Origin of the sequence: Bacillus sp. FJAT-22090, assembly GCF_007676755.1 — a bacterium.
GTDB lineage: Bacteria > Bacillota > Bacilli > Bacillales_A > Planococcaceae > Psychrobacillus.
In genome coordinates this window covers 59315-80783 of sequence record NZ_VEBK01000003.1, presented here as the reverse complement: position 1 = coordinate 80783, position 21469 = coordinate 59315, and the positions used below count along the sequence as shown (strand labels likewise).

17 protein-coding genes, 1 pseudogene and 1 other annotated feature are annotated in these 21469 nt (G+C 36.6%); of the genes and pseudogenes, 9 read left to right on the top strand and 9 right to left on the bottom strand.

The window, feature by feature from the left end:
• The first annotated feature begins 28 nt into the window (after positions 1-28).
• Complete coding sequence (locus FS486_RS05315; protein WP_186321367.1) at positions 29-790, top strand: YflT domain-containing protein; 762 nt, start codon at positions 29-31, stop codon at positions 788-790.
• A gap of 101 nt (positions 791-891) precedes the next feature.
• A complete protein-coding gene (locus FS486_RS05310; protein ID WP_144510287.1) occupies positions 892-1812 on the top strand; it encodes an exonuclease domain-containing protein in 921 nt (306 codons plus the stop codon).
• A gap of 64 nt (positions 1813-1876) precedes the next feature.
• Here the strand turns inward: FS486_RS05310 and FS486_RS05305 are convergent, their stop codons facing one another.
• A complete protein-coding gene (locus FS486_RS05305; protein WP_144510286.1) occupies positions 1877-2578 on the bottom strand; it encodes a collagen-like protein in 702 nt (233 codons plus the stop codon).
• A gap of 89 nt (positions 2579-2667) precedes the next feature.
• On the bottom strand, positions 2668-4332 hold the full coding sequence (gene argS, locus FS486_RS05300) for an arginine--tRNA ligase (RefSeq protein WP_144510285.1): 1665 nt from the start codon (positions 4330-4332) through the stop codon (positions 2668-2670).
• Positions 4333-4375: 43 nt separating this feature from the next.
• Positions 4376-4572, bottom strand: a binding site (T-box leader).
• 118 nt (positions 4573-4690) lie between these two features.
• On the opposite strand from argS, the gene FS486_RS05295 reads away from it, so the two are divergent.
• The 4 genes from FS486_RS05295 to FS486_RS05280 all read left to right on the top strand — a co-directional run bounded on the left by FS486_RS05295 (position 4691) and on the right by FS486_RS05280 (position 8283).
• On the top strand, positions 4691-5536 hold the full coding sequence (locus tag FS486_RS05295; RefSeq protein WP_144510284.1) for an MBL fold metallo-hydrolase: 846 nt from the start codon (positions 4691-4693) through the stop codon (positions 5534-5536).
• Positions 5537-5736: 200 nt separating this feature from the next.
• Positions 5737-6579, top strand: a complete 843-nt coding sequence (locus FS486_RS05290; protein ID WP_144510602.1) for a DUF1028 domain-containing protein — start codon at positions 5737-5739, stop codon at positions 6577-6579.
• A gap of 281 nt (positions 6580-6860) precedes the next feature.
• Complete coding sequence (locus FS486_RS05285; RefSeq protein ID WP_144510283.1) at positions 6861-7211, top strand: hypothetical protein; 351 nt, start codon at positions 6861-6863, stop codon at positions 7209-7211.
• An 85-nt stretch (positions 7212-7296) separates the two neighbouring features.
• Positions 7297-8283, top strand: coding sequence for a ketoacyl-ACP synthase III (locus FS486_RS05280; RefSeq protein ID WP_144510282.1), 987 nt, complete (start codon positions 7297-7299; stop codon positions 8281-8283).
• A 315-nt stretch (positions 8284-8598) separates the two neighbouring features.
• Here FS486_RS05280 and FS486_RS05275 read toward each other — a convergent pair whose 3' ends face one another.
• From FS486_RS05275 to FS486_RS05250, 6 genes are all read right to left on the bottom strand, one after another.
• On the bottom strand, positions 8599-9039 hold the full coding sequence (locus FS486_RS05275; protein ID WP_144510281.1) for a hypothetical protein: 441 nt from the start codon (positions 9037-9039) through the stop codon (positions 8599-8601).
• Positions 9040-9161: 122 nt separating this feature from the next.
• Entirely contained in the window at positions 9162-12890 is a 3729-nt protein-coding gene (locus FS486_RS05270; RefSeq protein WP_144510280.1) for a DUF6359 domain-containing protein, read from the bottom strand.
• A gap of 298 nt (positions 12891-13188) precedes the next feature.
• On the bottom strand, positions 13189-14544 hold the full coding sequence (locus FS486_RS05265) for a tripartite tricarboxylate transporter permease (protein ID WP_144510279.1): 1356 nt from the start codon (positions 14542-14544) through the stop codon (positions 13189-13191).
• Positions 14541-14996 carry a hypothetical protein gene (locus tag FS486_RS05260; RefSeq protein WP_144510278.1) on the bottom strand — a complete coding sequence of 152 codons (456 nt, stop codon included), beginning with the start codon at positions 14994-14996 and terminating at the stop codon, positions 14541-14543. The genes FS486_RS05265 and FS486_RS05260 overlap by 4 nt, the downstream gene beginning before the upstream one ends.
• 1 nt (position 14997) lies before the next feature.
• Positions 14998-16266 carry a hydroxymethylglutaryl-CoA reductase, degradative gene (locus tag FS486_RS05255; protein ID WP_144510277.1) on the bottom strand — a complete coding sequence of 423 codons (1269 nt, stop codon included), beginning with the start codon at positions 16264-16266 and terminating at the stop codon, positions 14998-15000.
• A 254-nt stretch (positions 16267-16520) separates the two neighbouring features.
• Entirely contained in the window at positions 16521-17123 is a 603-nt protein-coding gene (locus FS486_RS05250; protein ID WP_260858027.1) for a helix-turn-helix domain-containing protein, read from the bottom strand.
• Between the two features lie 584 nt (positions 17124-17707).
• On the opposite strand from FS486_RS05250, the pseudogene FS486_RS20650 reads away from it, so the two are divergent.
• A pseudogene (locus FS486_RS20650) lies at positions 17708-18238 on the top strand (methyl-accepting chemotaxis protein); the annotation flags it as partial.
• 84 nt (positions 18239-18322) lie between these two features.
• On the opposite strand, the gene FS486_RS05240 reads toward FS486_RS20650, so the two are convergent.
• On the bottom strand, positions 18323-18820 hold the full coding sequence (locus tag FS486_RS05240; RefSeq protein WP_144510275.1) for a TspO/MBR family protein: 498 nt from the start codon (positions 18818-18820) through the stop codon (positions 18323-18325).
• Positions 18821-18970: 150 nt separating this feature from the next.
• On the opposite strand from FS486_RS05240, the gene FS486_RS05235 reads away from it, so the two are divergent.
• Both FS486_RS05235 and FS486_RS05230 read left to right on the top strand, forming a co-directional pair.
• A complete protein-coding gene (locus FS486_RS05235; RefSeq protein WP_144510274.1) occupies positions 18971-20365 on the top strand; it encodes a bifunctional metallophosphatase/5'-nucleotidase in 1395 nt (464 codons plus the stop codon).
• Positions 20329-21411, top strand: a complete 1083-nt coding sequence (locus FS486_RS05230) for a DmpA family aminopeptidase (protein ID WP_144510273.1) — start codon at positions 20329-20331, stop codon at positions 21409-21411. Before FS486_RS05235 ends, FS486_RS05230 begins: the two co-directional genes overlap by 37 nt.
• Positions 21412-21469 lie beyond the last annotated feature (58 nt).

Genomic DNA, 21469 nt, shown 5'->3' with positions numbered 1-21469 from the left:
ACATGACGTTAAACGAGGAGGAAATACGATGAACATTGAATCAAATCGACGAATTGAAATAGCTCGTTCAGAAGAAGAGATGTATGAAAAGTTGGAACTCCTGCAGGAACAAGGGTACGCGGAAAACGATATCCATGTAATATCGAAAGAAAATGCACATTTATATACATTGAATCGCCATTCCGAGGTATCAACACATGAAGCTGGAACATTTATGGATAAATTTAAATCCTGGTTTACAGGTGAGGATGCAATAACCGAAGGATTGAGAAAGCTAGATTTAAGCGAAGAGGAAACAGAACGATATGCTCAAGAAGTAGCCGGAGGAGGTATTGTTCTTTACACAGACGTTTTAACATTTAATGATGACCCGTTATATGGAAGCCATGAAAATGAGTTCAATCAAGAATATACAGACACAGTTGGTACAGATATAGTTCAAAATCGCTTTATGGAAGTAGAGGAACCGATTAGTGATTATTCCAAAAAACAAGGATTTACTCCTTCTACGAATGAATTTGTGAATGAAACGGATGGACGTTTTGACGAACCAGAAGATCGTTTTGTACGGGGAGAGACATTTGCAACTGATCCATATTTAGCTAGAGAAGAGAATCATATTGGTCACTCTATGCAGGAGGATAAGATGGTTCGTCAACAGCGTCCTACAACGATGGGAGATGGTCTAGTAGATGAGGAAGAATTTATTACACCTGAGCAATATGAGGAGAGAAGAGAGCTAAAAAATAAGGTGGATAGTATCCCACCACCCATAAATAGAATATATTAATAGTGTAGTAATATTGCCCCTCGTCATAATGCGAGGGGCTTTGTATGAGTGGTTAACTATGAGATAATGAATATATTCAATTGGACTAGGTGGGGTGAAGGATGGACTTTGTTGCAATAGATTTTGAAACAGCGAATAATGTACGATCCAGTGTTTGTTCGATCGGCATCGTAAAAGTTAAAAATGGTAAAATTCAAGAAGAACTACATACATTGATCAATCCATTAAGTGAGTTCCATTATTACAATACGAAAATTCATGGAATTACTGAATATATGGTACAAGATGCTCCGACGTTCGAAGAATTTTGGCCAAGCTTCAAGGGTTTTCTGGAAAATCAAACGATTATTGCGCACAATGCGAGCTTCGATATTGGTGTTCTTCGGGATTCTTTAAGTAGGATTCATGAAGAAGAGCCGAATTTTCAATATGGGTGCTCTTATCGAATTGCGAAAAAGGTTTGGCCAAATTTATATAATCATAAACTCTCTACTGTCTCAAATTATTTAAGTATCAGTCTAAGGCATCACGATGCGCTTGAAGATGCTCGGGCTTCTGCATTAATTACTCTAGAAGCGATGAAAAAAACAAAAGCAAATTCCCTTCAAGAGCTATTCATACTGAACAAACTTAAATTAAGTAGTCCTGGAACTAAACAAGCGTCTCGGTCAAGAAAAAGTTCTGGAGATGCTTCTTTGCTAAACATTGTGTCTGATAGTGCTATAACAAATAGAAAACATCCTTTTTATGGAGCAAATATTGTGTTCACAGGCAAGATGGTATCAATGACAAGACCGATTGCTGCACAGTATGCGGTGAATTGCGGAGCGTTTTGTAAAGGAAATGTGGATATTACGACGAACTTTTTAGTAGTTGGTGATAATGATTTGCATAAGTATGTTCAGGGGATTAAAAGTACTAAAATGAAGAAAGTGGAAGACATGATTGAGCAAGGATACCCGATTGAAATTGTGGGAGAGCAAGACTTTTTAAAGTTAGTAAGACAATCAACGAATAACTAGTAGACTCTTCTTACAGAATAGAGAAGCGAAAAGTGAAGTACACACTTTCTGCTTCTCTAAATTTTTAAGCAATTTTTTTTATGGTAATCGTTGCATTTACACCCGCTTGTGTTCCCCCACCATGTAATAACAAATCAATATGGCTTGGTATGGATGTATGATTTCTAAGCGTTAAATCAGTATTTGCCTTCAATTCGAGAATCTGGATTCCAATATTCTGAGAGTTACCATCTTCTACCCCATAAGTGGTATTTGTTGCCTCTATCCCATTGACAAATAACGTTAACTGATTCGGCTGTTTACCTGAAACGTGATAAATGATTTCGTATACTCCACCATGTTCAATTATAATATGAGCATCTCCAGCTGTATGTGAAATTCCTGAGGTTAATATACCATTCGAATCAAAAGAAATGTCCTCTTCTTGGTGGATACGCTGTTCCCCCATATTATATATATAGGCATACTCAACAATTCCACTAGTTGGTCCAGGAGGTCCTGTGGCACCAGTTTCACCCTGTGGCCCTCGTTCTCCTCTGATTCCGGGAACACCAGGAGGACCCGGATCTCCTTTAGGACCCGGCTCCCCTTTAAGCCCTTCCAATCCCATAAATCCACGAGGTCCCCTAGGTCCCCGTTCTCCCGGAGGGCCTTGTTCCCCAGGTAAACCTTGCTCTCCGGGAGGACCGGCATAACCTCGTGGACCTCTTTTGCCTCTACAGCTATGAACCTTACCACACTTACTGCATGGCTTTTTATTATCCAATTAATTTCACCTCCCCTATTCATTAAAATATTCACAAAAGAGAAGAAGAGTTGGACTTTCGCTAGTGGCATAGGTTATTTTACCTGTAATCACATTTCAGAAGGGGCTTGAATTCCGAGAAGTCTTAATGCTTCTTCTAATACAATGACAACAGATTGTACTAGAGCAATGCGATACGGTAACTTGGTGGAATCCTTCAAGATGTGTATGTTCCCATAAAACGAGTTGAAAGTTTGTGCCAAGTTCACTGCATATTTTACTACAAGGGAAGGATCATATTCAGATGCTGCTCGTTGAATAATCGACAGGAACTGTTGAAGAGTTTTTACAATTTCCCATTCGTAATCATTTACCTCGGTTACATGAAAAGCATCTTGAAAGGGAATTTTTCTTAGGATGGAACATGCTCTTGCGATAGTATATTGAACATAAGGACCAGTTTCTCCTTCTGTTTGTAGCATTTTATTTAAATCAAACTCGATGTCATGCTTGCGGTGCTGCTTTAAATCGCTGAAAATGACAGCTCCGACACCTACTATTTCCGCTACTTCTTTTTTATTGGTTAGAAGAGGATTTTTTTCTTCAATCGTCTTTAATGCTAATTGAATAGCTTCATGTAACACTTCCTCCAATAAAATAATCTTCCCTTTACGAGTCGATAACTTTTTACCATTTTTGAGTATTAACCCAAAAGGAATGTGGTGAAGTGTGTCAGCCCACTCATAACCCATTTTGTTCAATACTTTTTTAAACTGCGCAAAATGTAAGCTTTGTTCATTTCCTACTACATATAATGATTTCACAAAATTATATGTTTGATGTCGATGAATGGCAGCGGTAATATCTCTAGTGGCATACAAAGTTGCACCATCGGACTTTTTGATCAAGCAAGGTGGCAAGTCTTCACCAACGTCTACAACAAGTGCACCTTCCGATTCAATTAGCAGTTTCTTTTGTTGTAGTTCTTCCACAATCGGTTCCATTTTTTCGTTATAATAGGCTTCACCTTGAAACGAATCAAAAGATACTCTTAACAAATCGTATATCTTTTGAAACTCTTTTAATGATTCTCTTCGAAACCATTCCCATAGTGTCAGAGCCTCTGGATCACCGTCTTCTAAAGATTTGAAAGCGGCTCTTGCCTGTTCGTTTAAAGCGTCATCTTTATCCGCTTCATCATGAAAACGTATATAGAGAGCAAGTAGCGTTTGAATGGGTGCTTCTTGAACTTTCTTTTCATCTCCCCATAATTGATAAGCGACTAGTAGCTTGCCGAATTGTGTTCCCCAGTCTCCAAGGTGATTGATTTTAACAGGCTGATATCCATCTTTTTCAAGTATGAAGGCAATAGAGTTTCCGATAACGGTGGATCTTAAATGCCCCATAGAAAACGGTTTTGCGATATTAGGAGAGGACATATCAATCGTTACTATCCCTTTATCTCTTGAGGGAAATGTTCCGTATTGTTTTACTTCTTTGCATATAGTTGTTAAAACGGAATACGTATACTTCGTTCGTTTCATGAAAATATTTACATATCCATTCATCGCCTCTATTTTTTCAATATCCTCATCTTTAATCTTTTTAGCAAATTCTTCAGCTATTAAAATTGGTGATTTTCGTAGTTTTTTAGCGAATGGAAAGCAAGGCAAAGCATAGTCCCCTAAATGAGCATATGCAGGTATTTCAACCATTTTTTCTTCAATTGGCTCAGCCACGAAGCTTTGTAGAATATCTACTATTTTTTTCTTCATATAAACCCCCCCCTAAAATAAAAAAGCCCTCGTCTCATTATAAAAATGAGACGAAAGCTATAACTTCCGCGGTACCACTCAGATTGCCTATGTCGGCCACTTTCTCTATAACGGTGAGTCTCCGGCTTTTCTATTAAGCATCTCCAAAGTGCGTTTCACAATTTTTCATAACTAGGCTTCCACCTTCCCTAGCTCGCTACATAATCCCAAATTGTTACTTTTCTTTTTCTTAGATATTGTATTCGAATGTACCAAATCGGAAAGGAAATGTCAAATTGTTTTGAAAAGTCATCCTCTGGGTATAAATACTTTTAACGTTGGAAAGCTATTAGTGATTATATATGAAAAGAGGGCAACTATGGATTCTAGTATTTCATACGGTGATGATTATAAATTTATACCAGCAACTTCCATTGGCAGTGGAATCGGAATAGAGGTTCTGCCGGATATATATTGCTATACAATACAAATCGTTAATATATGTTTAGTTGGAAGGCCAGGATCAAATGAGTTTGTATTGATTGACGCAGGCATGCCACATTCGGCTGACGAGATTATATCTGTTATTGAGGAACGTTTTGGAGCAGATAGCAGACCAAGCGCGATTATTTTAACACATGGTCATTTTGATCACGTAGGAGGAATTATAGAGTTAGTGAATAAGTGGAAAGTTCCTGTCTATGCACATCCTTTGGAGTTACCATTTTTAACGGGGAAGAAAAGTTATCCAGATCCCGATACAACAGTAGAAGGTGGCATGGTTGCTAAAATGTCTTCTATATTTCCAACTGATCCGATAAACTTAGCAAATCACGTAAAAGAGTTACCTTCTGATGGAACAATACCTCATATGCCAGATTTTAAATGGATACATACGCCTGGTCATTCACCCGGACATGTCTCTTTTTTCAGAGAAGAAGATAAAGCTCTAATAGCTGGTGATGCATTTGTGACAGTCAAACAAGAGTATTTATATAAAGTATTGACACAGGAGCAGGAAATAAGCGGTCCGCCAAGGTATCTTACTACAGACTGGGTAGCAGCTAGAGAATCGGTGAAAAGACTAGCGGATTTAAAACCGAAAGTTGCAGTTACTGGTCATGGTTTGCCAATGACCGGAGACCTATTAACGAGTAGTCTGCATCTTCTCTTAAAAGATTTTGATGAGATAGCAAAGCCAGATTTCGGAAAATATGTAGATTAACTATTTTAAACTAAATTTTTGCTCAAAACCCGATTCTCTAGGATGGAGAATCGGGTTTGTTAGTATTTCGATTTACGATAAAATAATTGACTCTTTTAAATAATTAAACTATGTTTATACAAATAGTCATGGGGATGAGGAGGACATTGAGCGTATTATTAGCTTTTCCTTTTTCCTTATTTAAAGAGAGGGGTAAAATGATGACATTTTCTATCGTTGGGTTTGATCCGAAAACAAATGAGTTAGGGGTGGCAGTAGCATCTAAGTTTTTAAGTGTAGGTGCAGTTGTTCCTTTTGCAAAAGCAGGTGTCGGGGCAATAGCAACGCAGTCATGGGCGAATTTAGATTATGGCAGTCTTGGCTTGGATATGTTGGAAAAAGGATATACACCAGAGCAGGTAATAACAGAACTTACGCAAAATGATGAGCGTGCGGCTTATAGACAAGTTGGGATAGTAGATGGAAAAGGACAGAGCAAGACCTTTACAGGAGCAAGTTGTTATGATTGGGCGGGTGGCTATGCGGAAGAAAACTTTGCGGTACAAGGAAATATATTAGTAGATCATCGCACAGTAGAAGTAATGAAAACATCATTTATGCAAAGTGAAGGATCTTTAGCTGAAAGACTTTTAGCTGCTCTACAGGCTGGAGAAAGTGCAGGGGGAGATAGCAGAGGGAAGCAATCAGCAGCTCTACTAGTCGTAAAAGAAAACGGTAGCTATGGTGGTTTTAATGATCGATATATTGATCTTCGTGTGGATGATCATAAAGAACCAGTTTATGAATTAGCTCGATTGTTGAAATTGCATCAGCTTTATTTTGAGGCGACGTTGGCAGAAGATATAATTGAGATTAAGGGGGAGCTGGAGACCGAGATACAAAACCTATTGTACGAAAATGGCTTTTTGGATAGAGGACTTACGGAGCGGGATGATTTACTAGACGCAGTTCAGTCTTATCATCTGATTGAGAATTTTGATGAGCGAGTGCAAGAAAGAGGATATATTGATCAAAAGGTTCTGGATTATATGCGAATAAAATAAACATTTTAAAAGATCCAATCAGCATTCTTGATTGGATCTTTTGAATGAAAAGTTATCTTAAATAACGAATAAAAATACTTTCTTGTACTGAAAAAGTACTTTAAATACATAAAAAACATGAACAGATATAAACAAAGGTTGTTATATGACGATAATTATAAAGGGAAGTTTTTCGTCATCTATGTCTATTGAAGACAAAAATATTTTAAAGAAGAATTTGGTTTTTGAATTAATGGCGAAACTCTATATTTAGATATTAATAAGGAAGTGTTTTTAAAATTATGGCTGAAGGCATGTACACGATGAATGTAAATACTGTAAATAAAACAGTTGATATGACGGTGAGTGGAACTTTTACTCCTGAGAAGGCTCAACAGTTTATCAATGATTATCAGCAAAAATTATCTTCTATTAATGCTAGCGAATTTATTTTAGAATTCGATTGCAGAGATTTAGATGTAGTAACTAAAGAAATGATACCCGATCTTGAACAGTGTTTAACACTTTACAAGTCCTCTGGTTTTAAGAAAGTAGAAGTAGGTATTAAGAAAAGTGCCCTAATCTCTATGCAATTAAAACGCTTGGCTAACAACGTAGGACTAACTAATTTTGAGGTAAATCAAAAGTATTGATCTTCACAAAAAGGTATGGAGCTATTACAGGGTCCTACCTTTTTTATTTGTCATTTAAAATTTTATTGAGAGGTTTATTACAATTATGACTAACATTAGAATTAAAGCAGTGGATGTTTACCATGCAAAAAAACAAATAAACAATGATGTGTATTTTGAACACTTTGAAGAACAAGGAAAAGATATTACAAATTTCTTGAATATTATGGGCAGAAAAAAGCGTTATGTCATTGATAATTCGGAAGAAAATACGATTACTATGGCGATTGAAGCTACAAATAGGGTGTTAAAAAAGGCAGGATTAGAAGGTAAGGATATAGATATGATTGTTTTCTCTACTCAAATACCTGAAGTGACCGTCCCTACTAACGCTATGTTCATTCACAATGCCATTCAAGCAAGAAAAGGAACAGTTATTTTTGACATGAATGCAAATTGTGCTGGTATGACAATAGCGGTAGAACAGGCATCACGATATATGAAGTCCAATCCACATGTAAATAATGCACTTGTTGTAGGCTCTGATTATCTTTCATTAGTGGCTAATCCAAAAGATGCCATGACTTTTGCCAATTTTGGTGATGCTTCTTCTGCAATTATTTTAGAAAAGACGGAGAAGGATACTGGATTTATCGATGCAATGTGTGAAGTAGACTCAAGTAACCGGAATAATATTTTATATCCTCAAAAGGGATTATCTCAAACGAATAAAGCTGGTGAAAGTGAAGAGTTCATGCTTTGGCTTCCATTCGATGGAGCTATGGCACTTCCTTATACATATGAAATGTTTGAAGCTATTTTAGAAAGAAATCAACTTAAAATGGATGATATAGACGTATTCTGCTTATCTCAATTTGCGAAAGTTAATATTGATAAAATCCAAGAACAATTTGATATACCGGAAGAAAAAATTATTTATATAGGTGACAGGTATGGATATACTGGTACAAGCAGTCCTTTTATTGCCCTCCATGAGGGTATCGAAACTGGCAAGATAAAGCGTGGAGATTTAATTTTATTTTGGACAATCGGTGGGGGACATGAGTTCGTTACTATGTTATTCAGATATTAAGCAATGAAAAGGTGGATCTATCCGCTTAAAGCGGACAAAAGGACGGAAGTGGTTTGTCACTTCCGTCCTTTTTAAGAGAAACAATATAAAAATGTCCAATGAACTCTGGGTTATTGCTACTTTTAGGGGAGTAGTACTACTGATTTTCGTTTCAGGTGGAGTAAAGAAATAGTTAGTGTTTACCAACTAAAGAACGAAATAGCGAACGATATGGTATTTTCAAGAGCTTACTCCATGAACTAGAACGTATCTTTTCTTTCCTTACATAAAATGTACGAAAGCATGAGCTGCATCTCTTTAGATAGATACAGATTTTTAAGCAATTTCTATATCTAATATTTTAGTAGAAGAGTCATTTGTTGTTCCATCATGTTCATTGATAATCCAATTAATGGAGAGAAGTTGTCTCAAGGCGGGAATACTGAGTGTTTCAATTTCTAAATGCTGAATTCCTGTATCAGTGACCTGAAAATCTTGTTCGGCAATTTTATTGAACTTCATTTGTAAAAGATTTTTTAACCCATTCATCGTCAGGAACTTTACAGTATATCCGTCTAGAAGTACGGATTTAAACATATCTTTATCTAACTCGTATAATTTGATAAGCTCGTGGAAATTAAATGTTGAATTTATATTCTCTAGACTACCAATATCTTTTTTCTCAAGAAGTGTAATAACTTCATCATTAGAGATTCCATTACTACGCAAGGTTTCAATCATATAAGATTCCATCAGTGAAATTTTGTTGTCTTCCATTTCTATTCCCCCAAATAAAAAATGATAATTACTACTGACTAGTATAACAAAACTCCTTTAACCTTTTGTGAGAATAAATAAAATACTTCGACTAAGCGTATCCTTAGTCGAAGTATAATTGGTTATTTACTCATTTTCTCGAATTTCCATTTCTTTGATTTAGCATCGTAATAAGCACCTTCCACTGTAGGTTTCTTGCCTTCTGTAATAATAATAAAATAATCTTTAAATCCTGTAGTTATTTGCTTTTGATTGCTATCTAAGAAAGCTAAGTCTTTCAATTTCAGATTATCTTTTATTTTATCCTTATTCTTTTCCTTCAATAGACCTGGTGGCACATGGTAATTTAGGTGAAGTGTAAATTCTCCACTCTTAGAAAGTACATTGAAGTTATTTGCAGTGATAGTGAATGTGCCCGTTACAAGGTTTATTTCAACATCTTTGTTAGCTAAGTCGATTTTCTTGGTTGCTGTATTTGTGAAACGAATATATATATTTCCTGCGTCATGCAGCACAGAACCATCAACTGTAATGATAGATTTAGAAGTATCTATTTCATCTGCGGTAATTACTGCTTCTCCAGGTTTGACAGACTGAACAGTGACATTAATCGTTACTGTATTATCGCCATATGTTGCAGTTATTGCTGTTTTGCCATCTGACTTTGCAATAATGACACCTTTTGCAACAGAAACGATTTTCGAATCAAAGCTACTATAAGTTGCTTCTGTTGTTACGTCTTTCGTTGTAGTAGTACCGTCTTGTTTTGTAGTGACTTCTGTTAATTTAATTTGCTCCGTTTGACCAGCTTCTAATTCTATAGATGTTTTATCGGCTTTTAGAGTGTAGGTTTCTTGTTCTTTAAATTCCACTTGGACTAAAACTGGATCATGATCAGATGCACGTCCGTGAATATCCATGTAGTTCGCGTTAATATGAATCATATCTACAGCCGTTGTATCTGCTAAGTTATTCGTCACTAAAATATGATCTAAAACTTGGTTGTTCCCTTGATAGTAATAAGAAAAACGTTCACTAACAGGTACTTTTTCAACCATATTAGTTAATATTCCACCTTTAAGTGCTGCGAGTGTTGGAGTGAACTCGAAATCGTTCATATCACCAGCGACGATTACTTTTAAATCTGGATCTTTTACTTGACCAGCCTTGATGAAGTTATTTATCATCGTTGCTAACTCAATTCGTTCAGCTTCTGAACCTAAGAAAGGTGGTTGATGTTTCCCAAATAAAGGCTGATCTCCACCTTTGGAATTCAAATGTGCTCCTATAACGACGACTTTTTCCCCTTGGAAGTCAAATTGAGCAGCAAGAGGTTTACGCGTGTTAGCTTGTGGTAAGTCAAGAATACGGCCTGGATTTAAAGTTAAGTTGCCATGCGCATCCCACGCTACTTTCTCGGTTGAGCTGCCTTTTGTTCCTTCTACCAAAGTGACGCGTTCTGGATTATACAGATAACCAACCCTAATATTTCCTCCTGGTTGTCCTCCATCTTGATCGTATTCAGGGGCAATATCTGTCCATTTGTATACAGGACCGCCTGCTGAGACAATTGCAGCAATCAGGCGTTCATAACTTGCCGAAGCATCCGTGTTTCCAGAAGCAGTTGGTCCGTCATTATCTTGAACTTCAACTAATGTAATAATATCTGGAGATTTCATATTCTCCACAAATGACTTCGCAATTCTTACTACTTTTTCATCTGGTGTATTTTCTTTATTTGTTGAGAAGTTTTCAACATTGTATGATGCTACTGTCAGTTTATCCTTACTAGGTTTAATATCTGTAATTACAACCGGTTTCTCTATGCGAGTAATTGGTGGAAGGGAAGCTTGTTCTGTCCAAAGCTTGAAATTTCCGAAGCCAAAGCCCATTACACCAACGATATCCCCTGTATAAAAGTCTCCAGATTTTGCATCATAGTTTTCATTATCAACATCTACTAATATTCTTTCAGGATTGTAGTCATTTGGTGAAATATTAATCCCACCTAGCACGTTGAATTCTGTATGGGTAGAATTGCCTGCCACTACCACAACCTCTCCATATTGTTGAGGCCCGACTACTTTTGCATTTGGAATAGCGAGTCGCATTAATTCAACAGATTCCCAGAAATCAATACCATCTTCTTGCGGATCAAATGAGGTTAATTTATCATTGTCGATTAGTTCAGTTGGTGGGAAAATGTCCTCCCCGATTACTAAAGGAGCAGGAAGTGTTGCAGTTCCAGTTTTTGTAGCAGTTGTCGAGCGAATTCTTGTGATTGGTAAATCATTTGCCTTCATATCTGAATAGCCTTCGTAATACCATTCCTCCACTGTACCTGCAACTGTTACTAAATCACCCACTTTAAATCCGTTGGAAGCTTTATTTACAATGATTGCTTCTGAAGTTGTATTATCTTCATCCGGGTTAATATCTTGAATGACAAAGTTTGCTGAGTTATACAAGTACGTCACGACACCTGTGATATTTTGTACGGTCGCACCTTCGTAATCGGAGAAATGACCTTTTCCTTGTATGTCACGTATCGCAAGGTCATTTGATTTCAATACGTTGTATGTGAAAGTAAAGACATCAGAAGTAGTGTCGCTTACCGCAATTGCTTTGATAGTTGTGTTTGTCGTCAGCACAATTGGTGTTGAATATTTTTTACTTGCCTCAGTAGGTGTAGTTCCATCAATCGTGTAGTAGATAGTTGCACCTTCAATTGGTGTAACTAATGAAATCGCTGTTCCTTCAGTTACTGTTCCAGGAGTTATGTCTGTATAAACAGCGGGCTTGTTTACTAAGTCAAAGCTTTCTAAACCAAGAGTTTTTACTTGATAGATTGTGTTGAATTTGGAAGAAATACCAGAGAGATGGATTAAATCTCCCTCTTTATACTTCTTCAAGAATGTATCGTAGTCTAATCCATTTCGGTTATCATTACGAATAAGGACAGACTCTCCATTTTCATGGGTTGCAGTGAATTCAAATGTTCCGAAATCATTTGTCTTTACTAAATTAGAGATGGTGACATTGTTCAATTGAATACGTTCACCTTGTGTCTCTTCATTTACTCCAACGGGTGTAATTTCTTGGGCTGATGGCAATGTATTACCCGTAGAGATTTTTGTGATGTTAGTCGGTTGGATTTGAAGTTCTCCACTGTAGGGACTTACTTTTCCTTCTAGTTCAACCATGTCACCAGGATTTACGTCTGCTGAAGTAGCAAAAACGTATATTCCCGCAGTTTCATCTTGAATGTAGAAAGCTTTTCCTCCCCAAAAACCAGTGCCTGTTGTTACTGTTCCTTGTACTTTCACTAATTTATTTACATCCGTTATAGCACGAGCCGCAGCAATATTTTCTAACTCTTCTATATTAGGAGGTGTTGGTTCTTCTCCATTGGAAATAATCGTAAATGCACTTGCACTTCTTAAACCTGGAACGCTGAAATAAGCGGAAAGTGAGCCAGTGATGGTTACTTCACCTTTGAAAAGAGTGGGGTTGTCCACTAAGTTCAAACCAGCGCGTACTGAACCGGTCGGTAATTGAACCGGTAAAATTTTAGATGCATCCGTCTCATTTGGAGAATCTGCAAGGCCTATATTTGTAGCTACTGAAAAAGGTGCTTCTTGATCGTAAGAGGTACCGGAGCTTGCAGTTCCTACTATGAAACCTTTTACAGTTGCAACTCCCGAATTATTTGCAATAGCTTCGCCAACTGAAATTGGTTCTGCAGCTTGCGCTTTTGGTGCGATGATAAAAGGTACAAACATGGATAATACTAACAAGAAAGATAGTGCTACTTTACTGAAAGCATAAATCCAAATACTTTTCTTGGTCATCCAATTCACTCCTCGAAATTTGTTTTGTGTTGCTCATAGATTATAGCAAAAGAAAATTAGTAAATTGATGAGATATTGTAAAATTAGAAAGATTAAAACAAAAACAGGAGGGAAGTAGTGAGGAATGGGAATCTTGCTGTGAAAATATGATTATAGAGTAGTGAATACAAAGTTTTAAACAAATAGGAAAAACATGTTAGTAATATATTGGAACGTTCTAAATAAAAAAATACTCAGCCTAGAACGATGACTGAGTATACATGAAATATTCTCTTGAAATGATTTCCTGGAAATTCTATTAAATACCGAATAATGTCATCATAATCCAAGTAGAAGCGTAGAAAATCATAAACTGAACTCCTGCACCGATTCCAAGAATACGATTCAAAAGACCTCCAACAGCGGCCACTGTAAACGTTAGGACAATCCCGGCAAGCTGTGCTTCGTGGAAGGCAAGTAAGCAAGCAAGACCGATGAACATGGCTACGATGGCTTCTTGACTAATAAACTTCATAACTAAAACAGAAGCTTTTCTTGCGTAGTTCATAGAGAAAGGGTAGGCGATTAGGGCAGCTACAACAAGCCCGATAGCTCCATACAGAAAAAACTCCCATGAAGTTAGATAGGTATGTAGGTTATTAATAGGATCTACAGAAAAAACTGGTGGTGCATTAAACAATGGTGAACCGGGACCTAAAGCCACAGGACTCAAAGGAATACCAAAAGCGATTAAAGGAATAATAACTTCTGCGATATATGTAGACTCAGTTACACCATTCATCACTGCTAAGCTCGTAGTAGATTTCTTATAAGCTCCTTTTGTTCGTGATCCTACGATTTCTCCCATAAGAGAAGTCATACCAACAGGGCTGAAAACAAATGTAAGCGATGAGATAAACGTAGTGATTGAAGTAAATAGTTGCTGTCTGCCTGTCAATATTTTAAAAGGATTAGGAAAATATCCTTTCCAAGATTTAGTTTCAGGTGCCAAATGATATTCTTTTGGTTGATCTCTTTCAATAGTTTTTCTCCCACTAGAGGAAGTAGCAAATAATATATCACAAAAAATTGGACCGATTGCAATTCCTAAAAAGAAGCTAATAGATAAATGCTTGTCCAAAATATTAAAGCTCATTAAATCTAGGCTTTTAATAAAGAATGCAAAAGGAATAATCATTAAAACGCTTACCCATTTACCTTTAGAGAAAAAGGCGATTAGTATTGCAGCAAGTGTAAAGATAATTCCAGTGGAAGATTTAAAGAAGTCAGCAAACTGTCCTAGAAATTGTCCCAAAAGCACTGCAGTAGGCAAAGCAATAAATGCTCCAATGATACCTCCAGATATCATTTTTCTTAGGGCAATATGAGGCATCCCCATTCTTCTTAGAGTAGTAGCATGATCGATTAATGGAACGGCAGTTGTATCACCAGGAATACCCATTAAAGCAGTAGGGACAGCGTGAGTGAGATGTTTTGCTAAAACTGCCGCCATGAAAAATGCAAAGACAGCGGCTGGTGGTGCTCCCAATAAAATAACTAACAAAGTAAGGGGAACCATAATGGCTGTCTCATCGGTACCAGAGATTAGACCAATTAAAGAAAAAACGATTGCTCCAATTAATGCAAATAAAATAGCTGTGATTAGTAAACTCATTGCTTGTGCTCACCTCCAAGTTCTCTAAAACTATTTAGTACACCTAACTCTTCCAATTCTTTTTTAGTAATTGGATCGTTTTCGATCAATTCTAATTCCTCTACAGGATTCAATTGTAAATCCTCAAAAACCTGTTTCATACTTTCAGAAGAAGTTTCTTCTTCAATTAAGATTCGCTTAGGTTTAAATATAATAGAACAAATAACTAGGGAAATGACACTTCCTAAGATACCGATCAGTAAGGAATAGGAAGCTACCATACCTTCACTCGCAATAGAAGGGAGTAGCCAAAGGCCAATATTGTAACCTCCTAAACTAATGGCTACGCTTAATAGAATTGCCAGTAGCAGCTGATTCGGTAAAATAGTATCTCCTAGAATTTCTAAGTATGTTTTTTTCTTTTTAGAATAATTGTTCAAATCAGCTGATGATGATTCAGGTTTTTTCGACATCTTATTCACCTCTTTGAATAGCTTTAGTAATCTCTAGAATACGATCGTATCTAAGGTCTTTTTCTTTTATAGCTTGTGCCACTATTTTGTCTATGTCGGACTTAGTTGCACCAGCCATTACTGCTAAATTTCTTGCATGAAGAGACATATGACCTCTTTGAATTCCTTCCGCAGATAAAGCGCGTAAAGCTGCCGCATTTTGTGCCAAACCTGCTGCAGCTATACTACCCGCAAGTTCTTCTGCGGAGCTAACTCCCATTATTTTAAGAGCTGCTTGTGCTACAGGATGTGTTTTAGTTGCACCACCGACGATACCGACCGCCATAGGAAGTTCAATTGATCCTGATAAATTACCGTCTACATTAATTTCCCACTTAGTTAAAGATTTATAATGACCAGAAATAGACGCATAAGCATGAGCACCTGCTTCTACTGCACGCGTGTCATTTCCAGTTGCCAATACTACAGCTGAAATTCCATTCATAATTCCTTTATTATGAGTAGCAGCACGATATGGATCGAAGTCTGCAAATTCGAAAGCGCTTACAATGTTTTCGACTACTTCTTTCCCACCAAGTGCCTCAGTTGAAAATACGGCTCTGGCACGAACTAATCGTCGATCTGCAAGATTAGAAATGATTCGAAGTACAACCTTTCCGCCTGTAATCGTTTCAATAGTTGGAGTAACTGCTTCTGCCATCGTATTGACCGCATTTGCTCCCATTGCATCTTTTGTATCAACAATAAGATGAATAACAAGCATGATCTGATTTGTAGTAGGGATAATATTAACCTCTAAATCTTTTGCCCCTCCACCTAAAGAAACTAACGTAGGGTCTTTTTCATTACAATATTCTAAAATCTCTTCTTTATGTTCAAATATCTTTGCTCTTGCTGCGTAAGGATCCGCGACATTTAGTACTTGAATTTGCCCGCGCATGATTGTTCCACTCATGGAAGTAAAAAATCCACCAAGCTCGTACGTTGCTTTTGCCGCGTTACTAGCTGCAGCCACAACAGAAGGCTCTTCCGTAGCCATAGGAATGAAAATATCTTTTCCATTTATTTTAAAGTTGGTAGCAATTCCAACTGGAATCCCAATCTGACCTATGACATTTTCAATCATAGAATCTGCAAGATCCATAGAAAGCGGCTGTTCTCCAGAAAGAATATTTATTTCATTTTCTGTTAAACCGCATCCCTTTGTAACAATATCAAACCTTTCTTTTGTAGATAAGCGATAAAAACCTGAAACTTTTGAGTTAGTCATAAAGTACACCCCTTGTTTTTGTATAATATAATTCAACTTTGTTGAATGCTATTACACAAAGGTACAATAATTATTATTAGTTGTAAATACTTAATATAGAATTTATTCAGAATATAATAAGTCCTTAACAATAGTAACAAGGTTTGAAAGAGAATGTTTCATAGTGGAGTTTTTATACTACGAAGGTAAAAAAGGGGGAGCTACTGCTGATTTTTATGGCCGGAAAGACAAATCAAATCAGCAATATAGAATTATTAAAGTGTATTTCCTTGGATAAATAACGTTAAAACTTTTGCCTCTGTATCTTTATCGGCTGAAAGAAAAATATGCGGCACACTTCCTTCAAAATAAGCGCTGTCTCCTTGTTCTAAAAAATGTAATTCGCTATCATAATATAAATTTATTGATCCAGATAAAATATATATAAATTCGTCTTCTACATGAGTAAAGGGCTCTACTAAGTCTGCCTCAGGCAATACAGTAACAACGACTGGCTCGATTTTGCTGAACTGGTCGCGATTTGCTAGCGCTTCATACGTATAACCAATTTCTTTATTTCCAAGCTTAACTTTTTTTTCATTGTTCTTTACGATAGATAACTTACTTTGGTTATTTGCCTCTAGAAACCAAGATAAGGGTGCGTTTAATTCTTGAGCAATCTTCGAGAGAGTTGCGACAGCTGGAGCTGCTTGTCCATTCTCGATTTTTGAAATATGACTCTTTGTTAAATTGCATCTTTCTGCTAATTCTTGTTGAGTAAAAGATTTATTTAATCTGGCTTCTTTTACTTTTTTACCGATATGATGAAGGTAAATGTTACTCTCCCCCTGTTTAATTTCCTTTTGATTGATACTCAAATAATACTATTATTTTTACTAGTTTGTAAGTGATTATAGAAAAGTTCACCTTTTTTAATCATGTCTTGTAAATTTATTGTGAATAATTGTTATAATAGAATTAGTAAAAGTGTGGTATAAGTATTAGTCAAATGACTTAATAATGGGAAGTGTAAGCGATGTTAACTGCATTTAAATCTAGAAAAGAAGATATTGAGCAATTTAAACAAAAAATAGATGAGCTGAATGCAAAATTAGATGAAAAGGAAAATAGTTTTCAAATTTTTTTAAATGAATTGCACAAGGAGTTAATTTCTACGATTGATCAACATGATTTAGTAAATAGCCAACATGCTGTTTTAGGAAAAATGGTCGGTCAGATTTTAGAAGAATTTAATAAAGTAGAAGAAAGTACAATTAAATCGAATGATATTTCTGATCATGCGCTTTTAAAAGGAAAATCTTTGATTTCTTCTTCAGACGAAATGGTGACACTATCTGTTAAAAGTAAGCAGGCAGTAAATGCAGTAGAAAAACTTATTGATAACCTTGGGGAACAGTCGAGAAGAACCTCGTTTAGTATGAATCAGCTTAGTGAGCGTTCAAAACAGATAGAAGAAATTGTAAAAGTAATTAGTGACATTTCTAGTCAGACAAATCTTCTTGCATTAAATGCATCTATTGAAGCTGCACGAGCTGGAGAACATGGAAAAGGGTTTTCAGTAGTAGCTGACGAGGTAAGAAAACTTGCTGAAAATACAAACGCAAGCACTGCAGATATAGCTGATTTAACAAAAAAAATACAAGAACAGATTTTAATGGCTTATGAAGACAATCAAAATAATATGCGGCTGGTAAATGAAGGAGTTCAAACAAGTTCTGAAACATCTGAACAAATAAACGAATTACTTCATATTATTAAAAACGTTCAAAGTGAAGTAAATGAATTATTAAATTACATCAAAAATCAAAAAGTATCCAACGAAGACGTAATTAATAAATTCCAAACTACTACGGCATTGTTTGATGATACGAACCAGGTGCTGATAAATCATATTGATGAGTCGGAAGTAGTCACTGTAAAACTGCTAGATGCTATAGATAAAGTAAAAGAGTTTTCTACAAAAACAGAATAAACAATAAAACAGAGTTTAAAACAATAGATTGTTTTGAACTCTGTTTTATTATCCTTAACCTGTAACAATTAAAAAGGCGAAGGATTATTTATTCAATTTCCATACAGCGTAATTAAGGCCAAGTGCAAATGCAACCCAACCAATATACGGTACCATAAGTGCTCCGGCAGTATTATCAACTTTTTGAAACTCATATGCAGTTAAAGCTATCAATGCAAGCAGAGCAGTCATTTCTATCAATGCTGTTCCACGCAAACCCCAGCGAAAAAATAGGAATGACCATAAAAAGTTTAGTCCAAGTTGTAATTCATAAAAGGGAATAGGCTTCGTGTTTTCTCTATTATGACTAGTCTTTTCATCTGCTCGATATTTTGCTATACCCATTATGGTGTAAAGTGATGTCCAAACGATTGGAAAGATAGGGGCTGGAGGGGCAAAAGAAGGTTGTTTAAGTTTTTTATATTTACTCTGCGCGTTTCGGTTTGCTAACCATCCAGTTATAGAGCCTCCCAAAACTGGTACTAGGATACTAAGTGCTAAACGTTTCTTGTTGACATGTCCATCAACTTTTAATAATTCCATACTATTTACCTCCTAAAGAATTTGTTATTCCTACTATTCCCTATTTCTCGAAGGAAAACCAAAAAGTTGGTTGTTATATCTATTTTCTTTTTTCGTAGAATAATCAGAACATGGTAGAATGAAGAAAAACTATATTATTTGGAGGACTCCATGAAATTAAAAATTCTACATACAAATGATGTGCATAGCAACTTCGACAATTTTGCAAAAGTAGCGACCCTCATTAAACAGCATAAAGATGAGAATACGATTGTATTGGAAGGTGGCGACTTTGCAGATTTTAGAAGCATTGAGCTACAAGGCACAAAGGGAATGGCTGCGATTGAGCTATTAGATTCTCTAGGCTATGATGCGCTTACTATTGGAAATAATGAAATGTTTAATGGGGTGGATACGCTTGAACATATGGCGAGCAATAGCCCTTTTCCTTTTATCAGTAATAATCTATTCAAAAAAGATAAGACAGAGATTAATGGAGTCAGTAAAAGTGTCATTCTTAAAAAAAATGGTCTACGCATCCTCATTACTGGTTCTTCTCCTAATATGGGAGTATTCAATGAGGGTCTAGGTATTTACATGACTGACTATAAAAAGGAAATACTAGAAGAAATAAATAAAAATGAAGGAAACTACGATATTTGCATTCTACTAAGTCATATTGGAACATTCGCGGATGAACCACTTGCTTTGGAAATTCCTGAAATAGACATAATAATTTCAGCCCATGATCATAAACTCTTTACCGAAGCTAAAGTGATAAACAATACAATCATAAATAGCGCAGGAAATTATGGAGAGCATTTAGGAATTGTGGAACTCGAAATTAATGAAGGGAAAGTGAAATTACTTCATTCAGCGACTATTTCCTCCAAAGATGTAGATAAAGATGAACAGATTTTATCCCTATTGAAAATAAATAAAGAAAAGGCGATTGAGGTATTGAGTGAGCCTCTATACAAGCTTCCCAAAGCTCTATGGCATGATGTTATGGAAGAAAATCCTTTAACGAATTTAATAGCGGAAGGGTTAAAGGATATACTGAGCTGTGATATTGGGCTTATTAATAGTGGGATTTGTAATGCTGGAATTTTTCATGAAATGACGAAGAAAAAACTGATAGAAGTCTGTCCATCCCCATTAAATCCAACTTCTTTCGATATTCAAGGAAAGTTTATAAGGGAGGCTTTGGAACAATCTTTAGATGCACAAGTATGCTTGGCAGACGGAAGAGGACCTGGCTTCAGAGGAAAGTTTGCGGGTAGACTGCATATAGCGGGAGCAGAAATAGTGCATGATGGAAAAAAAGTGCATGCCATTTATGTGAACGATATACCTTTAGAGGATGAGAAGTGGTATTCGGTGGCTAGCTCTGACTTTTTACAAAGAGGGTCCATTTATGAAGGTCTTGCAAACAATCGAAATGAAAAGTACCTTGCGGAAGAAATCAAGGATGTCATTCGTTTATATGCAAATAAAGAGGAATTTATAGAAAGAGCATCTATGAATAGATGGAAAGAATTATCCACGGTGGAGGAACTAGTTTGAGACAAAAGGGGCCGCAAAAAATAAGGCAAAGAGGAATCGTAATTGGACGTTTACCTGTTGGAGAAAAGAATTGTATCACCGATGTGTTGGGCGTCCAAGTTGGTCATGTGACACTAGACTATCCCTTAGAGGAGGGGGAATATGCTTGTACTGGAGTAACTGCTATTTTGCCACACGAGGGTAATTTATTTCAGCAAAAAGTAGTTGGTGCAAGTTATGTACTGAATGGGTTTGGGAAAACTACTGGTCTAGTGCAGGTGGATGAACTAGGTCTGATTGAGTCTCCGATTATGCTGACGAATACATTTGCAGTTCCTGCAGTTACACAAGGTACATTGGAATATATGCTAGAAGCTAATCCAGAGATTGGAGATACAACTGGCACGATTAATATAGTTGTAGGTGAGTGTAATGACAGTAGGTTAAATTCGATTAGGAAATTGCCAATTGAGCCGAAGCATGCGAGAGAATGCATACTTAATGCTTCATCAAAAGTTTCTGCTGAAGGTGCGGTAGGCGCAGGAAAAGGAATGATCTGTTTTGGCTACAAAGGCGGCATTGGATCTTCATCTCGTATTGTTGGGAAATATTCAATCGGTTGTCTAGTCCTTAGTAATTTTGGGAAATCAGAGGAGTTTCAAAGTGAGCGCTATAAAGTGAACGAAACGATTTCCGTTCCAACTTTTCCGAAGCCGGCTGATGGTTCTATCATGATTGTTTTGGCAACAGATGCCCCGCTTAGTAGCAGACAGCTAAAGAGATTAGCAAAGAGGTGTGGTATAGGGCTTAGTAGAACAGGTAATCATTTTAGTAATGGCAGTGGAGATGTTGTCATTGCTTTCTCTCCAGCTAATAAAGTGGAACACTTCGCTGGGGAAAGTGTAGAAACTAGGAGTCAATTGAGGGACGATCATCCAGTTATGAATGAGCTTTTTCAAGGAGCGGCTGAAGTAACAGAGGAAGCGATATTGAATTCATTGTCCCAAGCAGTCACTACGGAGGGGCGGGGAGGAAATACTGCCTATGCTTATCCATTTGTAAATTAGTTTATCCAATCGCCAAAAAATCTAGTAACAGGGATAAAGGCAAGGAGGAACAGGCTGC